The following is an 18763-nucleotide window of genomic DNA, read 5'->3' on the forward strand; positions in this document are numbered from 1 at the left end:
TGTAATTAAAGCGGAGGAAGCATCGTGGCAAAACCATTAGTTCAAATGGCATTAGATTCACTAGATTTCGATCAGACTGTAGCGCTTGCTACGACTGTTGCACCACATGTTGATATTCTTGAAATCGGTACTCCTTGTATCAAGTACAACGGTATCAAGTTGCTGGAGACTCTCCGCGCAAAGTTCCCTAACAACAAGATCCTGGTTGACCTGAAGACCATGGATGCTGGTTTTTACGAAGCAGAGCCTTTCTACAAGGCAGGTGCCGACATCGTGACCGTGCTCGGCACTGCTGACATTGGCACGATCAAAGGCGTCATTGATGTTGCCAACAAATACGGCAAGAAGGCTCAAGTCGACCTGATCAACGTGACTGACAAGGCTGCACGCACCAAGGAAGTGGCCAAGCTCGGCGCTCACATCATTGGCGTTCACACTGGTTTGGATCAACAGGCTGCTGGTCAGACACCGTTTGCCGATCTCAACCTTGTTTCCAGCCTGAACCTGGGTGTTGACATTTCCGTAGCTGGTGGCGTGAAGGCGACTACCGCCAAACAAGTGGTTGATGCAGGTGCCACAATTGTTGTTGCTGGTGCGGCTATCTATGGTGCTGCCGATCCTGCTGCTGCTGCTGCTGAAATCAGCGCTGCGGCCAAGGGTACACAAAGCAGTGGTGGCCTGTTTGGCTGGCTGAAGAAACTGTTCAGCTAATTAAGCTTTGTCGCGGCATGCCTTGTTGGCATGCCTGCATTAGCTTGTCTGGAACCGTTGCAAGACTGCGTGGACTGTTTTGCAACGGTTTTGATTTTTGAGACTGATTGAATGACTGCCATGCGTAACGCTGAAGTGAGCCGCAATACCCTGGAAACCAAGATTGCCGTTGCCATCAACTTGGATGGTACGGGTATATCCAGGCTGAATAGCGGAGTCGGTTTTTTCGACCATATGCTGGACCAGATTGCACGGCATGGCATGATGGATATCAGCGTCGAGTGCCAGGGAGACCTGCATATCGATGCGCACCATACCGTTGAGGATGTGGGTATCGCCTTGGGGCAGGCGTTTAGCAAGGCCCTGGGCGACAAGAAAGGCATACGACGCTATGCGCATGCCTATGTGCCGCTGGACGAAGCCCTGTCGCGGGTCGTGCTGGATATTTCCGGGCGGCCAGGACTCGAGTTCAATGTGGAGTTTACTCGAGCCCGCATTGGGGAGTTTGATGTTGACCTGGTTAGTGAATTCTTCCAGGGATTTGTCAATCACGCTGCTATCACGCTGCATATAGACAATTTACGCGGCAAAAATGCGCACCATCAAGCAGAAACCATTTTCAAGGCATTTGGCCGTGCTTTGCGCGCTGCAGTTGAACTCGACCCCCGTATGGTGGGTATAATGCCTTCAACTAAAGGCAGCTTATAGATTTTTTCGGTTTTCTACCGATCCTACCATGACAGATATAGCCGTTGTTGATTATGGCATGGGCAATTTACGCTCCGTGTCCAAGGCGCTGGAGCATGTCGCCCCCAACCAGACTGTGATTGTGACCAGTGACCCGGCACAGATTGCCGCCGCCCGTCGCGTGGTGTTCCCTGGTCAAGGTGCCATGCCAGATTGCATGCGCGAGCTGGATGCGCGCGGCTTGCGGAATGCCGTTATTGCCGCTGCCGCCGAAAAGCCATTCTTGGGGATCTGCATTGGCTTGCAGTTGCTGTTCGAGCATAGCGAAGAAGGAAATGCTGCCGGTTTGGGGGTACTCAAAGGCAAGGTAAAGCGCTTTGCGGCGGCAGAGATGCACGATGAGCACGGAGCCAAACTCAAGGTGCCGCATATGGGTTGGAATCAGGTCTACCAGAGCCTGGAGCATCCGCTATGGCATGGTATTGCCGACGGTGAACGTTTCTATTACGTGCATAGTTATTACGTTTTACCGGAAGATGCTGGACTGGCTGCGGGCTATAGTGAGTATCCCAAGCGGTTCACCAGTTCCATTGCCCGCGGTAACCTGTTTGCTGTCCAGTTCCATCCGGAGAAGAGCCATGATGCCGGGCTCAAGCTTCTTTCCAACTTCGTCCGGTGGGACGGGGTGTTTTAATCATTAATTTGTCAATATCATGCTGATTATTCCTGCTATCGACCTGAAAGATGGTCATTGTGTTCGTTTGAAACAGGGTTTGATGGAAGATGCCACTGTATTTTCCGAGGATCCCGGCGCCATGGCCAGGCACTGGGTTGACCAGGGTGGCAAGCGCTTGCACCTGGTAGATTTGAATGGTGCGTTTGCTGGCAAGCCTGTCAATGAGGGCGCCATCAAGGCAATTGTCAAGGCTGTTGGCAACGATATTCCTATCCAGCTTGGTGGTGGTATTCGCGATCTGGATACGATAGAGCGTTACTTGGATGATGGCATCAGTTATGTGATTGTGGGCACTGCTGCCGTCAAGAGTCCCGGATTCCTCCATGAGGCATGCTATGCATTCCCTGGGCAGATCATGGTGGGTCTGGATGCCAAGGATGGCAAGGTGGCCGTGGATGGCTGGTCCAAGCTGACTGGCCACGACGTGATCGACCTCGCCAAGAAGTTCGAGGATTACGGCGTGGAAGCCGTGGTGTACACTGATATCGGTCGTGATGGCATGTTAACGGGTGTCAATATCGAAGCGACCGTGGCTTTGGCCCAAGCGCTGACCATTCCCGTCATCGCCAGTGGCGGCGTCACTAACTTGGATGACGTGCGTCGCTTGGCCGAAGTCGAAAGCGAAGGCATCATTGGAGCAATTACAGGCCGCGCAATTTACGAAGGAACATTGAATTTTACCGAAGCTCAGGCGCTCGCGGATGAGCTGAGTCAGATATGAGTCTAGCCAAGCGCATTATTCCCTGTTTGGATGTGACAAATGGGCGCGTGGTCAAAGGTGTCAATTTTCTCGAATTGCGTGATGCTGGCGACCCAGTGGAAATTGCGCGACGTTATGATGAGCAGGGTGCCGACGAGCTGACCTTCCTGGATATTACTGCCAGCTCGGATAACCGTGGCTTGATGCTAGGCATCATCGAACAGGTGGCTTCTCAGGTGTTCATTCCCCTGACGGTCGGCGGCGGGGTGCGTGAAGTAGAGGATATCCGCCGCTTGCTCAATGCAGGTGCTGACAAGGTCAGCATCAATACCGCCGCTGTGACCAATCCACAGCTGGTGGCAGACGCGGCGTCGCGTTTTGGTTCGCAATGTATTGTCGTCGCGATTGATGCCAAGCAAGTGGGTGATCATTGGGAGATTTTTACCCATGGCGGGCGTACGCCAACCGGCCTCAATGCCGTTGACTGGGCGCGGAAAATGGTCGAGCTTGGAGCGGGTGAGTTGCTTGTCACCAGCATGGATCGCGATGGTACCAAAATGGGGTTCAACCTCCCGCTCAACCGTGCAATCAGTGAGGCAGTCGATGTTCCTATCATTGCATCGGGCGGTGTGGGCAACCTGGTGCACTTGGTTGAAGGCGTCAGGGAAGGGGGTGCGGATGCAGTACTGGCTGCCAGCATCTTCCATTACGGTGAGTATACGGTGCGCCAAGCCAAGGAGTATATGCGCGATCAGGGAATCGAGGTGCGCTTATGAGCGATACATGGCTGGATAAGGTCCATTGGACGCCGGATGGCTTGGTACCCGTTATCGCACAGGAGGCAGGTACAAACAAGGTGCTGATGTTCGCGTGGATGAACCGCGAGTCATTGCGGCTCACGGCTGAAACCGGCCAGGCAGTGTACTGGTCGCGTTCCCGTAACCGCCTTTGGCATAAGGGCGAAGAGTCTGGCCATGTGCAGAAGGTGCACGAGATCAGGTTGGATTGCGACGAGGACGTCATCCTCATTCTGGTCGAGCAGGTAGGCGGCATCGCATGCCATACTGGCCGCCACAATTGCTTTTTTCAGAAACTGGAGCAGGACGGTTGGGTTACCGATCAGGCCATCATCAAGAACCCCGAGGATATTTATCACCATGAGTGATGTGCTGGATAGGCTTGCTGAACTGCTGGAGCAGCGCAAGAGCGCAGACCCGCAGTCATCTTATGTTGCCAAGCTGTATGCCAAGGGCACGGATGCGATTTTGAAGAAAATTGGCGAAGAGGCGACTGAAGCTATCATCGCCGCCAAGGATGGGGATGCGGAGCAAATCGTATATGAAACAGCCGATCTCTGGTTCCATAGCTTAGTTATGCTGGCGAACGCTGGGTTAGGCCCTCAGGATGTGTTGCGCGAGCTGGCAAGACGAGAAGGTTTATCGGGGCTTGAGGAAAAGGCCTCCCGTCCGGTAGAGTGATGGGTAAGATTGTTGGATAGGGACGCAATGTCAATGAGTGCTGACTGTATTTTCTGTAAGATAGTGACTAATGATATCCCTGCGCGCAAGTTTCACGAGGATGAAGAGGTCATTGCATTTCACGATATTCGTCCTATTGCACCGGTGCACTTTCTCCTCGTCCCCAAGGAGCATGTCGCGAGCCTGGCGGACTGTGATGCTACTCACCAGGCCTTGCTCGGAAAGATATTGTTATTAGCGCCCAGGCTCGCTTCCCAGTTAGGCCTGAAAGGATTCCGCACCATGATCAATACTGGGCGTGAAGGCGGGCAAGAGGTGTTTCATTTACATGTGCATGTATTTGGCGGTGGCGATACATTGCCAAAGGTTTGAGATTAGGAGAACTAGAAATGGGTTCATTCAGTATTTGGCATTGGCTGATCGTGCTGGCAATCGTGATTCTGATTTTCGGTACTAAGCGCCTGCGCAACCTAGGCAGTGATGTCGGTGGCGCTGTGAAAGGTTTCAAGGAGGCGGTGAACGAAGGCAAGTCCGCAGCGGCTGCGCTTGACGATGACGCTAAGGGACAGACCGTTGAGAACGACGTCAGACAAAAGGAAAAGCAGTAACGGAGCGGGACGGCTGTGTTCGATATTGCCTTTTCGGAACTGGTTGTCATCGGCATCGTGGCGCTGGTAGTCATTGGTCCAGAAAAACTGCCCAAGGTCGCCCGTACCGTGGGCTTGCTGCTGGGGCGTGCACAGCGCTATGTCAATAACGTCAAATCTGACATCAGTCGCGAGTTGCGTTTCGATGAATTGCAGAGACTGCAGGCGGACATGCGGGATGCGGAGTCTGCCCTCAAGCAGACGGGTGCTAGCATAGAACAAGATATACAAAGAATTGCATCGCCCGACAACGAAGGCACAGAAAGCACAGTCCCACGGAGCGATAGCTCTACTACTGATGATGGCTCCCAAGAGCGCGGCAGGCCAGATTGAATAACGCTTCAGATACTTTCGTCTCGCACTTGATTGAGTTGCGTGACCGCTTGCTACGCATCATTATCGGTATCGTGCTGTGTACGCTGGTGTTGTTCCCGTTCGCCAACGACATTTACCAGTTTCTTGCCAAACCTCTGTTGCATAGCTTGCCCGTTGGCGGTCAAATGATTGCGACTGATGTCACGACGCCATTCTTTGTGCCCATGAAAGTGGTATTTCTCACGGCATTCATACTTTCCCTGCCACACACCCTGTATCAAGTGTGGGCATTTGTCGCGCCAGGGCTTTATACACACGAGCGGCGCCTGATCGGGCCGCTTGTATTTGCGAGTACCGTGTTATTCCTGATGGGGATGGCATTCGCTTATTTTCTAGTGTTCCCCGTTGTCTTTGGCTTTATTACCCACACTGCGCCTGAAGGGGTGGCGGTGATGACGGATATTGGCAAGTACCTAGACTTTGCCATGACTCTTTTCATTGCATTTGGATTGGCGTTTGAGGTGCCGGTTGCCGTGGTCCTGCTGGTGAGTGCTGGTGTCGTCAGTGTTGCATCCTTGCGCGAAGCGCGTTCATACGTGATTGTCGGAGCATTTGTCATCGGCGCTATTTTTACCCCGCCTGATGTGATTTCTCAGGTGATGCTGGCTGTGCCTTTATGGGTGCTGTACGAGGCCGGCATCCTAGTGGCCAGCTTGATCCAGAAAAAAGGCCAACGGCAACTGGATTAATTGCATGAGCTGCATGAGCCGCAGCCCATTGCCGGTGCTGATGAACGACACATTCTTAACGGCCGCTGGCAATTTGGGGAGTCGGGCGTTTTCCAATGACGATAGGCAATACCAGTTCAGTCTGGTTACGTGCAATCTTGACCAGCACTTTCTTTTCCGGCTTCAGGTTCGAGATCACATTCAGCATCGTGGAGCTATCGGTGACTTCTCGACCATCAATCTCTAGCAAGATATCGCCAGGTCGCAGTCCAGCCTTGTCTGCCGGGCTGCCTCGTACTACGCCTGCTACTAGTGATCCGCGCGCCTGCTTGAGTCGGAAAGACTCTGCCAGTTCGGGAGTGATATCTTGGGCCTCGATCCCGATCCAGCCTCGGATTACGCTGCCTTGACGAATAATTTGCTCCATCACTTGCTTGGCTAGACTGACGGGAATGGCAAAACCGATACCCATGGAGCCGCCGCTGCGAGAATAAATCGCACTATTGATGCCGACTAGATTGCCTTCGGTATCGATCAATGCCCCTCCGGAGTTGCCGGGATTGATCGGCGCGTCGGTCTGGATGAAGTTCTCGAAGGTGTTGATGCCAAGATGGCTACGACCTAATGCGCTAATGATGCCTTGGGTGACGGTCTGTCCTACGCCAAATGGATTGCCGATTGCCAATACGACATCGCCAACGCTGATATTGTTGGATTGTGCGAATGTAATGGCAGGCAGGTTACGGACATTGATCTTGAGTACCGCAAGATCGGTTTCAGGATCGGTGCCCACAATTCTGGCCGGGAATGTTCGACCATCAGGCAATGCTACCTCGATCTCATCAGCGCCATCAATGACATGATGGTTGGTGAGGATGAGGCCCTGGCTATTGACGATGACGCCGGATCCTAGGCTATTCTCGCGTTGACTGGGATATTCGTTCCACTGGTCGCCAAAGAAATGGCGGAATAACGGGTCATCCAGAAAAGGATTTCCTATTGATTGCCTGGTTTTTTTTGACGTGAAAATGTTGACCACGCTCGGGATGGCTGCCTGGGCCGCCCGGCGATAGGAGCCGGGGGGCGCTTGGCTGCCATCATGATTGGGTGATACTTCATTGATGGGATTGTAGGCAGGAGCTTCCTTAATGGAAGTGCCGGACTTGTCGCCGAAAGGGAGTAGTTGTGGGTAAAACAACTGTGCCACGAAAAGAGCCGCCAGGCTAATGGTGACTGTCTGTGCAAAAATGAGCCAGAGTTTGCGCATATTGATTTCGACGAAGTGCGAATATGAATGTTAGGAAACAGAATGAAGCTAATAGAATTGATTGATTATACCGGACAATTTCTTGAGATTGAGCGGTTCCGGGATTATTGTCCCAATGGTTTGCAGGTGCAAGGACGTAGTGAGGTCGGCAAGTTGGTGACTGGTGTCACCGCCAGTCTTACCTTGCTTGAGGCGGCGAACCGCGCCGGTGCTGATGCCATCTTGGTGCATCATGGATACTTCTGGCGCAATGAGTCGCCCGTCGTCACGGGGATCAAGCATGCACGCTTGAAATTTCTGTTGCAGCATGACATCAGTCTGCTTGCATACCATTTGCCGCTTGATGCCCATCAAACGCTTGGCAATAACGCGCGATTAGGCCAAATCATGGGCGCCGAATTGGAAGGGTGGGCAGGCGAGCAGAATTTGATCGCATATGGTCGCTTGCCGGTTGAAACTACGCTGGGCGCATTTTCTGACACGCTCTCTAACCAACTGCGTAGATCACCACAAGTGTTGGGTGACCCGCAAAAAAAAGTACGTCGTATCGCCTGGTGCAGTGGTGGGGCCCAAGGTTATTTTGAGACTGCTATCGGGCTAGGCGTAGATCTCTACATTAGCGGGGAGATATCAGAACCAACATTCCACCTGGCGCGTGAGACGGGCGTGGCCTACATTGCCGCAGGACACCATGCGACAGAGCGGTACGGAGTTGCGGCATTGGGAGCTCACCTTGCCGAAAAGTTTGCACTGGCACATGAGTTCATCGACATTGAAAATCAAATATAAGTCAATGATTGGTAAGTGTAAAATGTGATTTCCCTTTCATTTTTCCGTCAGTGTCTGTAAAATCCCTCGCTTGCCTGAAGCGGATGATTTCATCATTGCGCTGAAAGCCTTTCTGTTCTCTGGCGGGACGCTAACCATCCTGCCGGACATTCTTCAAGTGAGATAGTGAAATATGATGACCTTGTATTCTGGTACCACCTGTCCTTATAGCCATCGTTGCCGTATCGTGCTGTTCGAAAAGGGCATGGATTTCCAGGTGATAGATGTCGATATGGCAAACAAGCCAGAGGATTTGGCTGTAATCAATCCGCATAACACGGTGCCTGTGCTGGTTGAGCGTGACCTGGTGCTTGAGCAGGCTAATATCATCAATGAATACATTGATGAGCGTTTCCCTCATCCGCAATTGATGCCGGCCGACCCTGTGATGCGGGCCCGTGCGCGCTTGTTTCTGCATAATTTTGAAGAGCAACTGTTCAATCATGTCGCCGACATCGAAACCGGTAGCGCCAAGGCTGCGGACAAGGCGCGCGCAACGATTCGCGATAATCTGACGCAGATCGTGCCTTTGTTCAGTCGCCAGGAATATATCCTGGGTGATGAATTCTCCATGCTGGATGTAGCAATTGCGCCGCTTCTATGGCGCTTGGGTCACTACGGCATTGAGCTACCGAAGCAGGCGGCTCCCTTGCTTAAGTATGCGGAGCGCATATTCTCCCGCCCGGCTTACATCGAAGCGATGACGCCTTCTGAAAAAGCAATGCGGAAATAGACTGGAATGAGTCAAATTGCTTCAACCAAGCCCTATCTGGTGCGCGCTATTCATGAGTGGTGTACGGATAACGGCTTAACGCCACATTTGCTGGTTGTGGTCAATGCGCAAACGAGAGTCCCCATGGCATATGTCAAGGACGGACAGATTGTGCTGAATATTAATTACAGCGCCACAAAAAATTTGCATATTGGGACGGATGCTGTTACATTCTCAGCCCGTTTCAATGGTGCATCGAGTGAGCTGTATGTGCCGATGAGTGCGGTGCGTGGAATTTTTGCTCGTGAGAATGGGCAGGGTATGTTTTTCGAAGAGGACTCATCAGGAGATGGGTCGGATGAAAAAGGTGCTCAAGACGTAAAGGTGGGTGATGGAAGCTCTCCAGATGCGTCAGAGGTAAAAAAGAAGCCATCGTTAAGGGTGGTGAAGTAGTTGTAAAGGTTTAGTTGTGCCGGATTAGCTCAGTTGGTAGAGCAGCGCACTTGTAATGCGAAGGTCGTCAGTTCGATTCCGACATCCGGCACCATTTCTTTAAAATGCGTTTGACACTAAGTCAAAATATACGCATAATCCCGGGTTCTGTTTGGAGGGGTGGCCGAGTGGTTAAAGGCGACGGACTGTAAATCCGTTCTCTCAGAGTACGAAGGTTCGAATCCTTCCCCCTCCACCAGCATAGAATTTGGGGCCAGGGCATGATTTCTGGTTAGATGTGCGGGTGTAGCTCAGTTGGTAGAGCACTTGCCTTCCAAGCAAGATGTCGCGAGTTCGAACCTCGTCGCCCGCTCCATTTGAAATTCAGAATTTAATAAAAATGCCCATGTGGCTCAGTGGTAGAGCACTCCCTTGGTAAGGGAGAGGTCGCGGGTCCGATTCCCGCCATGGGCACCATTTGGTGCTTGGATGTTAAACGCACTCAGTTAACTTGATAAAGTCGGTTAAAGGAAACGGAAATGGCAAAAGGAAAATTTGAGCGGACGAAGCCGCACGTCAACGTAGGCACGATTGGTCACGTTGACCATGGTAAGACAACATTGACAGCTGCGATCACCACCGTATTGACCAAGAAATTTGGTGGCGAAGCCAAGGACTACTCCCAGATCGACAACGCGCCGGAAGAAAAGGCCCGTGGCATCACCATCAACACCTCTCACGTAGAATACGAAACCGAAACCCGTCACTACGCCCACGTTGACTGCCCAGGCCACGCCGACTACGTCAAGAACATGATCACTGGAGCTGCCCAAATGGACGGCGCCATCCTCGTTGTATCCGCTGCAGACGGCCCCATGCCGCAAACCCGCGAACACATCCTGCTGGCCCGCCAAGTGGGCGTGCCCTACATCATCGTCTTCCTGAACAAGGCAGACATGGTTGACGACGCAGAACTGCTCGAACTGGTTGAAATGGAAGTGCGAGAACTCCTCTCCAAATACGATTTCCCCGGAGACGACACCCCCATCATCAAAGGCTCCGCCAAGCTTGCCCTTGAAGGCGACCAATCCGACATCGGCGAACCAGCCATCTTCCGTTTGGCAGAAGCCCTGGACACCTACATCCCCACACCGGAACGTGCTGTTGACGGCACCTTCCTCATGCCAGTAGAAGACGTATTCTCCATCTCTGGCCGTGGTACCGTCGTGACCGGTCGAGTAGAGCGCGGCATCGTCAAAGTTGGTGACGAAATCGAAATTGTCGGCCTCAAGCCCACCATCAAAACCACCTGTACCGGCGTCGAAATGTTCCGCAAACTGCTCGACCAAGGTCAAGCAGGTGACAACGTTGGCGTACTCCTGCGTGGCACCAAACGTGAAGAAGTTGAACGTGGCCAAGTCCTCGCCAAAGTGGGCTCCATCAAGCCGCACACCAAATTCACAGCTGAAATCTACGTTCTGGGCAAAGATGAAGGTGGTCGTCACACCCCATTCTTCAACGGCTACCGTCCCCAGTTCTACTTCCGTACCACCGACGTGACAGGTGCTGTAGAACTGCCGGCAGGAACCGAAATGGTCATGCCTGGCGACAACGTCTCCATCTCCGTCTCCCTGATTGCGCCGATCGCGATGGAAGAAGGCCTGCGCTTCGCGATTCGTGAAGGTGGTCGTACCGTCGGTGCCGGTGTCGTCGCTAAAATTATTGAGTAATGTCCCGTTGGCTGCACGCAGATAGGCGTGCAGCCTTTATTGTTGGTAAAGCTTTACAGGCCAGTAGCTCAATTGGCAGAGTATCGGTCTCCAAAACCGAGGGTTGGGGGTTCGAGGCCCTCCTGGCCTGCCATTAATTAAGTGCAAAATATGACCGAAAAAATTAAGCTGGTGATATCCCTGCTGCTGGTCGCTGCAGGGGTTGCCGGCTTTTATTTGTTGGCGGATCAGGCGCTTGTGGTGCGTATTCTAGCCTTTTTGGCAGGGATTGTTGTTGCACTGCTCGTGGTGAAGACGACGCCCGTTGGGCAAAATGCAATTTCATTTGCGCGGGAAGCCGTGCTTGAAACCCGCAAAGTCGTCTGGCCTACCCGCAAGGAAACAATACAAACGACTGCCGCAGTGTTCGGGTTGGTAATTATCATGGCCATTTTCCTCTGGATAGTCGATGTCGGCTTCATGTGGGCTGTCAAGCAGTTGATGGGGAGGGGCGCGTAATGAGTGGTATGCGGTGGTATGCGGTGCAGGCGTTTTCAGGGTTTGAAAAATCCGTCAAGAAAGCTTTAGAGGAGCGTATTGCTCGCTCTGACATAGGTGACTTGTTTGGCGATATCTTGGTGCCAGTTGAAGAAGTTGTTGAGATGAAGAATGGCGTCAAGAGTATCACCGAGCGCAAGTTGTATCCTGGATACGTGCTGGTTCAGATGCAAATGAGCGACGAAAGCTGGCACTTGGTGAAAAGCACTCCTCGGGTCACTGCGTTTATTGGCGGAACTGCGCAAAAGCCGACCCCTATCAAGGATAAAGAAGTGGAAATCATTCTTCAGCGCATGGATGAAAGTAAGAGTAATCCAACGCAGAAGCTCACTTTTGATAAGGGTGAGTCTGTGCGGGTGATTGATGGTCCCTTTAAGGACTTCTCGGGTAGTGTTGAAGATGTCAACTATGAAAAGAGCAAGTTGCGTGTGTCCGTGGTGATCTTCGGGCGTGCAACCCCTGTGGAGCTGGATTTCAGTCAGGTGGAAAAAGAGGTTTGACAGTATTCTGGCTGTGTCTTGTTGTTTGCAAGACATGGCTTTTGCACTCTGGCAATCTGGGGTGTTCAGCGTGATGTTTGCGCATCACATATCTAATGGCTGGGGAGCTTGTCCAAACAAGCGCTATTACCCAAATTAGGAGTTTATTAAAATGGCAAAGAAAGTTATTGGCTATATTAAGCTGCAGATTCCTGCAGGTAAAGCCAACCCAAGTCCTCCAGTTGGTCCTGCCTTGGGTCAGCGCGGTTTGAATATCATGGAGTTCTGCAAGGCATTTAATGCAGCAACCCAAAGCATGGAACCCGGATTGCCCATTCCGGTTGTGATCACTGCATTCGCGGACAAGAGCTTCACATTCGTGATGAAGACTCCTCCTGCCACCATCCTGATCAAGAAGGCTGCCAAGATCGACAAGGGATCCCCTCGTCCTCATACCGATAAGGTCGGCAAAATTACACGTGCGCAAGCAGAAGAGATCGCCAAAACCAAAGCGCCTGATCTGACGGCAGCAGATCTGGATGCTGCAGTGCGTACTATCGCAGGTAGCGCACGCAGTATGGGTATTGAAGTGGAGGGCGTGTAAATGGCTAATGTTTCTAAAAGAATCAAGGCATTGCGTGCCAAGGTTGATCGTAACAAGGTATATCCTGTCACTGAAGCATTGGCGCTGGTCAAGGAAACTGCGACTGCCAAGTTTGACGAGTCAGTTGATGCAGTGATTAATCTTGGTATCGATGCCCGTAAGTCTGACCAGTTGGTCCGTGGTGCATTGGTGTTACCGCATGGTACAGGCAAGACCAAGCGTGTTGCCGTATTTGCGCAAGGCGCTGCTGCTGAAGCAGCTAAGGCTGCCGGTGCTGACATCGTTGGTTTTGAAGACCTTGCTGAGCAAGTCAAGGGCGGCATGCTGGACTTCGATGTTGCCATTGCTACGCCTGATGCCATGCGAATTGTTGGTGCTTTGGGTCAAGTGCTCGGCCCCCGTGGTCTGATGCCTAACCCAAAGGTGGGCACGGTAACTCCTGATGTTGCTACTGCCGTGAAGAACGCCAAGGCTGGTCAGGTACAGTATCGTACCGATAAGGGTGGTATCGTGCATTGCACCATCGGCCGTGCTTCTTTCGAGGTGGACGCGCTGAAGGAGAATCTGGCTGCGCTTGTGGATGCCTTGAACAAGGCTAAGCCGGCATCGTCCAAGGGTGTTTACCTAAAGAAGGTCTCCGTCTCCAGCACCATGGGTGCCGGTGTGCGTGTTGATCAGTCTAACCTGGCGTGATGAATTTGGCGTCGTCCTGATGGCCGGCGCCGCAAAGAACTTTGGGCCCATGGTGCAGGAAGCCATGGGGTTATCAAAGACCGTAGGAGCCCAAGCGGGCTTAATGACGGCAGAACTTTAGCCTAATCCTACGCAGATGGCGTTACCCGGAACAGGATTTTTATTCCTGATGAAAGGTCGCCGTGGAAGGTGTTTGCAGGCGACTGCAAATGCTTAATTAACGGAAGGAGAAGACCTTGAGTCTTAATCTTGAGCAGAAAAAGGCAGTGGTTGCTGAGGTGAGCGAGCAAGTTGCTCAGGCCCAGGCAATTGTTCTCGCTGAGTATCGTGGCATCGAAGTGGGTGACATGACCAAGTTGCGCGCTGAAGCCAGAAAATCCGGTGTTTACCTGCGTGTTCTGAAGAATACCTTAGTACGTCGCGCTGTCGACGGGACACAGTTTTCTGGACTGGCGAACGACATGGTGGGCCCACTGGTGTTCGGCATTTCTGCCGACCCGGTTGCTGCGGCAAAGGTGCTGAATAATTTTGCCAAAGCTAACGACAAGTTTGTCATCAAGGCTGGCGCTTTGCCAGGCAAGGTTCTGGATGCCAAGGGTGTGCAATCCCTGGCTACCCTGCCAAGCCGCGAAGAGTTGCTGGCCAAGTTGCTCGGCACGATGCAAGCGCCTGTTGCGCAATTCGTTCGCACTCTCAACGAAGTGCCGACGAAGTTTGCACGCGGCCTTGCTGCTGTACGCGACCAAAAGCAAGCAGCCTAATTCATATCTTACATTTATCAGGAGTATTAACAAATGGCATTATCCAAAGCAGAAATTCTTGACGCTATTGCGTCTCTGACCGTTCTCGAACTGTCCGAACTGATCAAGGACCTGGAAGAGAAGTTCGGCGTATCCGCAGCTGCAGCTGCTGTTGCAGTCGCTGCTCCTGCAGCTGGCGGCGGCGACGCTGGTGCTGCTGCGGCAGAAAAGACTGAGTTCGACGTGATCCTGGCCTCCGCTGGCGACAACAAGGTAAACGTGATTAAGGCTGTTCGCGAACTGACTTCCCTGGGTCTGAAGGAAGCCAAGGACTTGGTTGACGCTGCTCCTAAGGCAATCAAGGAAGGCGTTTCCAAGGCTGATGCCGAAGCTGCTGCCAAGAAGCTGGAAGAAGCTGGCGCCAAGGCTGAAATCAAATAATACCGCTTCAACACAAGGGTATGCAGGCTGGCAGGAAACTGCCAGCCTTCACCATTTTAAGAAGTTAGAAGACAGCAGTCTGGTCGGGCTGCTGTCTTCTGCCCTCTATCCTCAGGAGATGCTATGAGCTATTCCTTTACCGAAAAGAAACGTCTGCGTAAAAGTTTCGCCAAGCGCGAAAGCGTGCAGGAGGTTCCTTACCTGCTCGCCATGCAATTGGAGTCCTACGCTGCATTTTTGCAAGCTGACACCCCCGCCGACAAGCGCACGGATACGGGCCTTCAAGCAGCATTCAGTTCGGTCTTCCCTATTGTCAGTCATTCCGGCAATGCGCGACTGGATTTCGTGAGTTATAACCTTGGCCAAGAGCCGTTCGATGTCAAGGAATGCCAGCAGCGTGGCTTGACTTACGCTGCACCTTTGCGCGTCAAGGTGCGCTTGACCATCATGGATAAGGAAGCTTCTAAGCCTACTGTCAAGGAGGTGAAGGAGCAGGAAGTCTATATGGGCGAATTGCCGCTCATGACGGAAAACGGGTCTTTTGTGATCAACGGCACCGAGCGTGTCATCGTGTCGCAATTACACCGCAGCCCTGGCGTATTTTTTGAACATGACCGTGGCAAGACCCACAGTTCAGGCAAGCTGCTGTTCTCTGCGCGCATCATTCCTTACCGTGGTTCCTGGCTCGATTTTGAATTCGACCCCAAGGATTATTTGTATTTCCGTGTTGATCGTCGTCGCAAGATGCCGGTGACCATACTCCTGAAAGCGCTTGGTTTTACTCCAGAGCAAATTCTGGAAACATTCTACGATTTTGACACTTTCCATATCGCCAAAAAGGGTGTGCAGTTTGAACTGGTGCCCGAACGCCTGCGTGGGGAGGTAGCCAAGTTCGATATTCTGGATAAAGATGGCAAGGTCATTGTTGCCAAGGATAAGCGCATCACCGTCAAGCATATCCGAGACATGGAAAAATCCGGGATCAGCAAGATCACGGTGCCGGAAGAGTTCTTGCTCGGCCGTTCCTTGGCTGCGGGTATCGTGGATAAGACTACGGGCGAAATTATCGCCAATGCCAACGACGAGGTGACTGAGTCGTTGCTGGACAAGCTGCGCGAAGCAGATGTTAATAAAATCAATACCTTGTATGCAAATGATCTCGATCATGGCGACTATATATCGCAAACATTGCGTATTGATGAAATTCCTGATGAGTACAGTGCACGCGTGGCTATCTACCGCATGATGCGTCCTGGTGAACCTCCGACGGAAGAGGCTGTGCAGGCGCTGTTCGAAGGATTGTTCTTCAATGAGGATCGATACGACCTTTCTGCTGTCGGCCGCATGAAGTTCAACCGCCGCGCTTTCCCCGAGAAGATAGAGGAGCGTACTGCTGCATGGTTGCGCCGCTTCTATGAGAAAGTTGGCCCGCAAGGTGCCGAAGGTCCTGGCACACTGTCCAACGATGACATTCTGGCTGTAATCGCTGTATTGATTGAGTTGCGCAATGGACGCGGTGAAATTGATGATATCGACCACTTGGGTAACCGCCGCATCCGCTCTGTGGGTGAGTTGGCCGAGAACCAGTTCCGTGCGGGCTTGGTACGTGTAGAGCGGGCAGTCAAGGAGCGTTTGTCGCAGGCTGAGTCCGACAACCTGATGCCGCATGATCTGATTAATGCGAAGCCGGTGTCCAGCGCGATTCGTGAGTTCTTTGGGTCTTCGCAGCCGTCGCAATTCATGGATCAGACCAATCCATTGTCCGAGATCACGCACAAGCGTCGTGTATCCGCATTGGGTCCAGGCGGCCTGACGCGTGAGCGTGCCGGCTTTGAGGTGCGCGACGTGCATTCCACCCATTATGGTCGTGTTTGCCCGATTGAAACGCCCGAAGGTCCGAATATCGGCCTGATTAACTCTCTGGCTCTGTATTCCCGCACCAACCAGTATGGTTTCTTGGAAACCCCTTATCGCCGCGTGGCGGATAACAAGGTTTCCGATCAGATTGATTATTTGTCTGCGATCGAGGAAAGTCAGTACATGATCGCTCAGGCGAATTCCGAGCTGGATCAGGATGGCAGGTTTAAGGAAGACTTGGTTTCTGCGCGTTATCACAACGAATTCACCATGGCGCAACCAGACCGTGTGCAGTATATGGATGTGGCGCCTGGCCAAATCGTATCGGTGGCGGCTTCCCTGATTCCTTTCTTGGAGCATGATGACGCCAACCGCGCCTTGATGGGCGCTAACATGCAGCGTCAGGCCGTACCATGTCTGCGTGCAGAAAAAGCGTTAGTCGGTACTGGCATTGAGCGTACTGTGGCTGTCGACTCCGGTACTGTAGTGACTGCCCGTCGTGGCGGCGTGGTTGATTATGTCGACTCAAGCCGTATCGTGGTGCGCGTGCACGATGAAGAAGCTGCCGCAGGTGAAGTGGGCGTCGATATCTACAACCTGATCAAGTATACGCGCTCCAACCAGAACACCAATATTAACCAGCGTCCGCTGGTCAATGTCGGTGACGTGCTGGCGCGCGGCGATGTGATTGCCGACGGTGCTTCCACCGATATGGGTGAGTTGGCGCTGGGCCAGAACATGTTGGTTGCCTTCATGCCATGGAATGGCTACAACTTCGAGGATTCGATCCTGATTTCCGAGCGTGTCGTGGCCGATGACCGCTATACCTCGATCCATATCGAAGAGTTGTCGGTGGTTGCCCGTGATACCAAGCTGGGCGCAGAAGAAATCACGCGGGATATCTCCAACCTGTCCGAGCGCATGCTTGGGCGACTGGATGAGTCCGGCATTATTTATATCGGTGCTGAAGTCGAAGCAGGTGATGTACTGGTTGGCAAGGTCACCCCGAAGGGCGAAACCCAGCTGACACCGGAAGAGAAATTGCTGCGCGCAATCTTCGGTGAAAAAGCATCTGACGTGAAAGATACTTCGCTGCGCGTACCATCTGGCATGTCCGGTACCGTGATTGACGTGCAAGTGTTCACGCGTGAGGGTATTGAGCGTGATGCCCGTGCGCAACAAATCATTGACGACCAGCTAGCGGATTACAAGCAGGATCTGGCTGACCAGATGCGTATTGTCGAAGATGATGCATTTGGCCGGATTCGCCGCCTGATTGAAGGCAAGGTTGCGACCGGTGGACCGCAAAAACTGAAGAAGGGCGAGACAGTCACCGCTGAGTATCTGGATGGGTTGGCACGCTATGACTGGTTTGACATCCGCCTGAGCGATGAAGACGTTGCGCGTCAGCTTGAACAGCTGCGTGACAGCCTGTCTCAGGCACGGATCGAATTTGACAGTAAGTTTGAAGAAAAGAAGCGCAAGCTGACCCAGGGCGATGAACTGCCTCCAGGGGTGCAGAAAATGGTCAAGGTCTATCTTGCCGTCAAGCGTCGTATCCAGCCCGGCGACAAAATGGCGGGCCGACATGGTAACAAGGGCGTGGTGTCCAAGATCGTACCGATTGAGGACATGCCGCACATGGCCGATGGGACGCCTATGGATATCGTCCTGAATCCGCTGGGTGTGCCATCCCGGATGAACATCGGGCAGATTCTCGAGGTTCACTTGGGTTGGGCTGCTAAGGGGTTGGGCATTCGTATTGGCAATATGCTGCAGGCGCAAGCCAAGGCGGCCGAGCTGCGGGACTTCCTGGAGCAGGTATACAACAAGAGCAATGGCAAGTCGGAAGATATCGCATCATTGAGCGATGACGAAGTCATCGACTTGGCAAAGAACCTCAGGAGTGGCGTACCATTCGCAACCCCTGTGTTCGATGGTGCGACCGAGGCCGATATCAAGGCCATGCTGGATCTGGCATTCCCTGACGACGATCCGCGTACGCAGCAGTTACAGTTTGCGTCCGGCAAAACCCAGGTAACCTTGTTCGATGGCCGTACCGGTGACGCATTCGAGCGTCCGGTGACAGTAGGTTACATGCATGTGCTTAAGCTGCACCACTTGGTGGATGACAAGATGCATGCGCGTTCTACAGGGCCTTACTCGCTGGTTACGCAGCAGCCGTTGGGCGGTAAGGCGCAGTTCGGTGGTCAGCGCTTCGGTGAAATGGAAGTCTGGGCGCTGGAAGCCTACGGTGCATCCTATACCTTGCAGGAAATGCTGACCGTGAAATCCGATGACGTGACTGGTCGTACCAAGGTATACGAAAACATTGTCAAGGGTGAGCACAAGATAGACGCTGGCATGCCAGAGTCCTTCAATGTGTTGGTGAAAGAAATCCGCTCGCTCGCCATCGATATTGATCTTGACCGCAACTAAGG

Annotated in this window: 23 protein-coding genes and 5 tRNA genes; 27 read left to right on the forward strand and 1 reads right to left on the reverse strand. The window is 52.7% G+C overall.

Annotation, left to right across the window (positions count from 1 at the left end):
• The first annotated feature begins 45 nt into the window (after window positions 1–45).
• The 11 genes from hxlA to tatC all read left to right on the forward strand — a co-directional run bounded on the left by hxlA (window position 46) and on the right by tatC (window position 6023).
• Window positions 46–711, forward strand: a complete 666-nt coding sequence (hxlA, locus tag MFLA_RS01285) for a 3-hexulose-6-phosphate synthase (protein WP_048811485.1) — start codon at window positions 46–48, stop codon at window positions 709–711.
• A 120-nt stretch (window positions 712–831) separates the two neighbouring features.
• Window positions 832–1419, forward strand: coding sequence for an imidazoleglycerol-phosphate dehydratase HisB (gene hisB, locus MFLA_RS01290; RefSeq protein WP_048811486.1), 588 nt, complete (start codon window positions 832–834; stop codon window positions 1417–1419).
• Window positions 1420–1447: 28 nt separating this feature from the next.
• Window positions 1448–2092, forward strand: a complete 645-nt coding sequence (gene hisH, locus MFLA_RS01295) for an imidazole glycerol phosphate synthase subunit HisH (protein ID WP_011478620.1) — start codon at window positions 1448–1450, stop codon at window positions 2090–2092.
• Window positions 2093–2111: 19 nt separating this feature from the next.
• Complete coding sequence (gene hisA, locus MFLA_RS01300; protein WP_011478621.1) at window positions 2112–2855, forward strand: 1-(5-phosphoribosyl)-5-[(5-phosphoribosylamino)methylideneamino]imidazole-4-carboxamide isomerase; 744 nt, start codon at window positions 2112–2114, stop codon at window positions 2853–2855.
• On the forward strand, window positions 2852–3610 hold the full coding sequence (gene hisF / locus MFLA_RS01305) for an imidazole glycerol phosphate synthase subunit HisF (protein WP_011478622.1): 759 nt from the start codon (window positions 2852–2854) through the stop codon (window positions 3608–3610). Before hisA ends, hisF begins: the two co-directional genes overlap by 4 nt.
• Window positions 3607–3999 carry a phosphoribosyl-AMP cyclohydrolase gene (hisI, locus tag MFLA_RS01310; protein ID WP_011478623.1) on the forward strand — a complete coding sequence of 131 codons (393 nt, stop codon included), beginning with the start codon at window positions 3607–3609 and terminating at the stop codon, window positions 3997–3999. The genes hisF and hisI overlap by 4 nt, the downstream gene beginning before the upstream one ends.
• Window positions 3992–4312: a phosphoribosyl-ATP diphosphatase gene (locus tag MFLA_RS01315; RefSeq protein ID WP_011478624.1), complete on the forward strand. Its 321-nt coding sequence runs from the start codon at window positions 3992–3994 to the stop codon at window positions 4310–4312. Before hisI ends, MFLA_RS01315 begins: the two co-directional genes overlap by 8 nt.
• 33 nt (window positions 4313–4345) lie before the next feature.
• Entirely contained in the window at window positions 4346–4684 is a 339-nt protein-coding gene (locus MFLA_RS01320; protein ID WP_048811801.1) for a histidine triad nucleotide-binding protein, read from the forward strand.
• Window positions 4685–4701: 17 nt separating this feature from the next.
• On the forward strand, window positions 4702–4920 hold the full coding sequence (tatA, locus tag MFLA_RS01325) for a Sec-independent protein translocase subunit TatA (RefSeq protein ID WP_011478626.1): 219 nt from the start codon (window positions 4702–4704) through the stop codon (window positions 4918–4920).
• Window positions 4921–4935: 15 nt separating this feature from the next.
• Window positions 4936–5292, forward strand: a complete 357-nt coding sequence (gene tatB / locus MFLA_RS01330) for a Sec-independent protein translocase protein TatB (RefSeq protein WP_011478627.1) — start codon at window positions 4936–4938, stop codon at window positions 5290–5292.
• On the forward strand, window positions 5289–6023 hold the full coding sequence (gene tatC / locus MFLA_RS01335) for a twin-arginine translocase subunit TatC (protein WP_011478628.1): 735 nt from the start codon (window positions 5289–5291) through the stop codon (window positions 6021–6023). Before tatB ends, tatC begins: the two co-directional genes overlap by 4 nt.
• A 55-nt stretch (window positions 6024–6078) precedes the next feature.
• On the opposite strand, the gene MFLA_RS01340 is transcribed toward tatC, so the two are convergent.
• The gene (locus MFLA_RS01340) at window positions 6079–7269 is read right to left on the reverse strand and encodes a Do family serine endopeptidase (protein ID WP_011478629.1); all 1191 of its coding nucleotides are present in this window, start codon (window positions 7267–7269) and stop codon (window positions 6079–6081) included.
• A gap of 42 nt (window positions 7270–7311) precedes the next feature.
• Between MFLA_RS01340 and MFLA_RS01345 the strand changes: the two genes are divergently transcribed.
• The 16 genes from MFLA_RS01345 to rpoB all read left to right on the forward strand — a co-directional run bounded on the left by MFLA_RS01345 (window position 7312) and on the right by rpoB (window position 18761).
• Window positions 7312–8058 carry a Nif3-like dinuclear metal center hexameric protein gene (locus MFLA_RS01345; protein WP_011478630.1) on the forward strand — a complete coding sequence of 249 codons (747 nt, stop codon included), beginning with the start codon at window positions 7312–7314 and terminating at the stop codon, window positions 8056–8058.
• 172 nt (window positions 8059–8230) lie between these two features.
• A complete protein-coding gene (locus MFLA_RS01350) occupies window positions 8231–8830 on the forward strand; it encodes a glutathione S-transferase N-terminal domain-containing protein (RefSeq protein WP_011478631.1) in 600 nt (199 codons plus the stop codon).
• 6 nt (window positions 8831–8836) lie between these two features.
• On the forward strand, window positions 8837–9262 hold the full coding sequence (locus MFLA_RS01355; RefSeq protein WP_011478632.1) for a ClpXP protease specificity-enhancing factor: 426 nt from the start codon (window positions 8837–8839) through the stop codon (window positions 9260–9262).
• Window positions 9263–9280: 18 nt separating this feature from the next.
• Window positions 9281–9356: transfer RNA gene (locus MFLA_RS01360), tRNA-Thr, on the forward strand.
• Between the two features lie 59 nt (window positions 9357–9415).
• A tRNA-Tyr gene (locus MFLA_RS01365) sits at window positions 9416–9500 on the forward strand.
• Between the two features lie 41 nt (window positions 9501–9541).
• A tRNA-Gly gene (locus MFLA_RS01370) sits at window positions 9542–9617 on the forward strand.
• Between the two features lie 26 nt (window positions 9618–9643).
• A tRNA-Thr gene (locus MFLA_RS01375) sits at window positions 9644–9718 on the forward strand.
• A 62-nt stretch (window positions 9719–9780) separates the two neighbouring features.
• Entirely contained in the window at window positions 9781–10971 is a 1191-nt protein-coding gene (tuf, locus tag MFLA_RS01380) for an elongation factor Tu (protein ID WP_011478633.1), read from the forward strand.
• Window positions 10972–11028: 57 nt separating this feature from the next.
• Window positions 11029–11104, forward strand: a tRNA-Trp gene (locus tag MFLA_RS01385).
• A gap of 17 nt (window positions 11105–11121) precedes the next feature.
• Entirely contained in the window at window positions 11122–11469 is a 348-nt protein-coding gene (gene secE, locus MFLA_RS01390; RefSeq protein WP_011478634.1) for a preprotein translocase subunit SecE, read from the forward strand.
• Window positions 11469–12008, forward strand: coding sequence for a transcription termination/antitermination protein NusG (gene nusG / locus MFLA_RS01395; RefSeq protein WP_011478635.1), 540 nt, complete (start codon window positions 11469–11471; stop codon window positions 12006–12008). The genes secE and nusG overlap by 1 nt, the downstream gene beginning before the upstream one ends.
• Before the next feature lie 151 nt (window positions 12009–12159).
• Window positions 12160–12591, forward strand: coding sequence for a 50S ribosomal protein L11 (rplK, locus tag MFLA_RS01400; protein ID WP_011478636.1), 432 nt, complete (start codon window positions 12160–12162; stop codon window positions 12589–12591).
• On the forward strand, window positions 12592–13284 hold the full coding sequence (rplA, locus tag MFLA_RS01405) for a 50S ribosomal protein L1 (protein WP_011478637.1): 693 nt from the start codon (window positions 12592–12594) through the stop codon (window positions 13282–13284).
• A 236-nt stretch (window positions 13285–13520) separates the two neighbouring features.
• Entirely contained in the window at window positions 13521–14045 is a 525-nt protein-coding gene (gene rplJ / locus MFLA_RS01410) for a 50S ribosomal protein L10 (protein ID WP_011478638.1), read from the forward strand.
• A 33-nt stretch (window positions 14046–14078) separates the two neighbouring features.
• Window positions 14079–14465, forward strand: a complete 387-nt coding sequence (rplL, locus tag MFLA_RS01415) for a 50S ribosomal protein L7/L12 (RefSeq protein ID WP_011478639.1) — start codon at window positions 14079–14081, stop codon at window positions 14463–14465.
• A 123-nt stretch (window positions 14466–14588) separates the two neighbouring features.
• Window positions 14589–18761 (forward strand): DNA-directed RNA polymerase subunit beta, encoded by a 4173-nt coding sequence (gene rpoB, locus MFLA_RS01420; RefSeq protein ID WP_011478640.1) that lies wholly within the window; start codon window positions 14589–14591, stop codon window positions 18759–18761.
• Window positions 18762–18763: the final 2 nt, after the last annotated feature.

This window comes from Methylobacillus flagellatus KT (genome assembly GCF_000013705.1).
Lineage (GTDB): Bacteria > Pseudomonadota > Gammaproteobacteria > Burkholderiales > Methylophilaceae > Methylobacillus > Methylobacillus flagellatus.

What these genes read in the sequence shown, in the direction of transcription:
- hxlA (WP_048811485.1), top strand. Translation starts at nt 46, where the DNA reads ATGGCATTAGATTCACTAGATTTCGATCAGACTGTAGCGCTTGCTACG.
- hisB (WP_048811486.1), top strand. Translation starts at nt 832, where the DNA reads ATGCGTAACGCTGAAGTGAGCCGCAATACCCTGGAAACCAAGATTGCC.
- hisH (WP_011478620.1), top strand. Translation starts at nt 1,448, where the DNA reads ATGACAGATATAGCCGTTGTTGATTATGGCATGGGCAATTTACGCTCC.
- hisA (WP_011478621.1), top strand. Translation starts at nt 2,112, where the DNA reads ATGCTGATTATTCCTGCTATCGACCTGAAAGATGGTCATTGTGTTCGT.
- hisF (WP_011478622.1), top strand. Translation starts at nt 2,852, where the DNA reads ATGAGTCTAGCCAAGCGCATTATTCCCTGTTTGGATGTGACAAATGGG.
- hisI (WP_011478623.1), top strand. Translation starts at nt 3,607, where the DNA reads ATGAGCGATACATGGCTGGATAAGGTCCATTGGACGCCGGATGGCTTG.
- MFLA_RS01315 (WP_011478624.1), top strand. Translation starts at nt 3,992, where the DNA reads ATGAGTGATGTGCTGGATAGGCTTGCTGAACTGCTGGAGCAGCGCAAG.
- MFLA_RS01320 (WP_048811801.1), top strand. Translation starts at nt 4,346, where the DNA reads ATGAGTGCTGACTGTATTTTCTGTAAGATAGTGACTAATGATATCCCT.
- tatA (WP_011478626.1), top strand. Translation starts at nt 4,702, where the DNA reads ATGGGTTCATTCAGTATTTGGCATTGGCTGATCGTGCTGGCAATCGTG.
- MFLA_RS01340 (WP_011478629.1), bottom strand. Translation starts at nt 7,269, where the DNA reads ATGCGCAAACTCTGGCTCATTTTTGCACAGACAGTCACCATTAGCCTG.
- MFLA_RS01345 (WP_011478630.1), top strand. Translation starts at nt 7,312, where the DNA reads ATGAAGCTAATAGAATTGATTGATTATACCGGACAATTTCTTGAGATT.
- MFLA_RS01350 (WP_011478631.1), top strand. Translation starts at nt 8,231, where the DNA reads ATGATGACCTTGTATTCTGGTACCACCTGTCCTTATAGCCATCGTTGC.
- MFLA_RS01355 (WP_011478632.1), top strand. Translation starts at nt 8,837, where the DNA reads ATGAGTCAAATTGCTTCAACCAAGCCCTATCTGGTGCGCGCTATTCAT.
- tuf (WP_011478633.1), top strand. Translation starts at nt 9,781, where the DNA reads ATGGCAAAAGGAAAATTTGAGCGGACGAAGCCGCACGTCAACGTAGGC.
- secE (WP_011478634.1), top strand. Translation starts at nt 11,122, where the DNA reads ATGACCGAAAAAATTAAGCTGGTGATATCCCTGCTGCTGGTCGCTGCA.
- nusG (WP_011478635.1), top strand. Translation starts at nt 11,469, where the DNA reads ATGAGTGGTATGCGGTGGTATGCGGTGCAGGCGTTTTCAGGGTTTGAA.
- rplK (WP_011478636.1), top strand. Translation starts at nt 12,160, where the DNA reads ATGGCAAAGAAAGTTATTGGCTATATTAAGCTGCAGATTCCTGCAGGT.
- rplA (WP_011478637.1), top strand. Translation starts at nt 12,592, where the DNA reads ATGGCTAATGTTTCTAAAAGAATCAAGGCATTGCGTGCCAAGGTTGAT.
- rplL (WP_011478639.1), top strand. Translation starts at nt 14,079, where the DNA reads ATGGCATTATCCAAAGCAGAAATTCTTGACGCTATTGCGTCTCTGACC.
- rpoB (WP_011478640.1), top strand. Translation starts at nt 14,589, where the DNA reads ATGAGCTATTCCTTTACCGAAAAGAAACGTCTGCGTAAAAGTTTCGCC.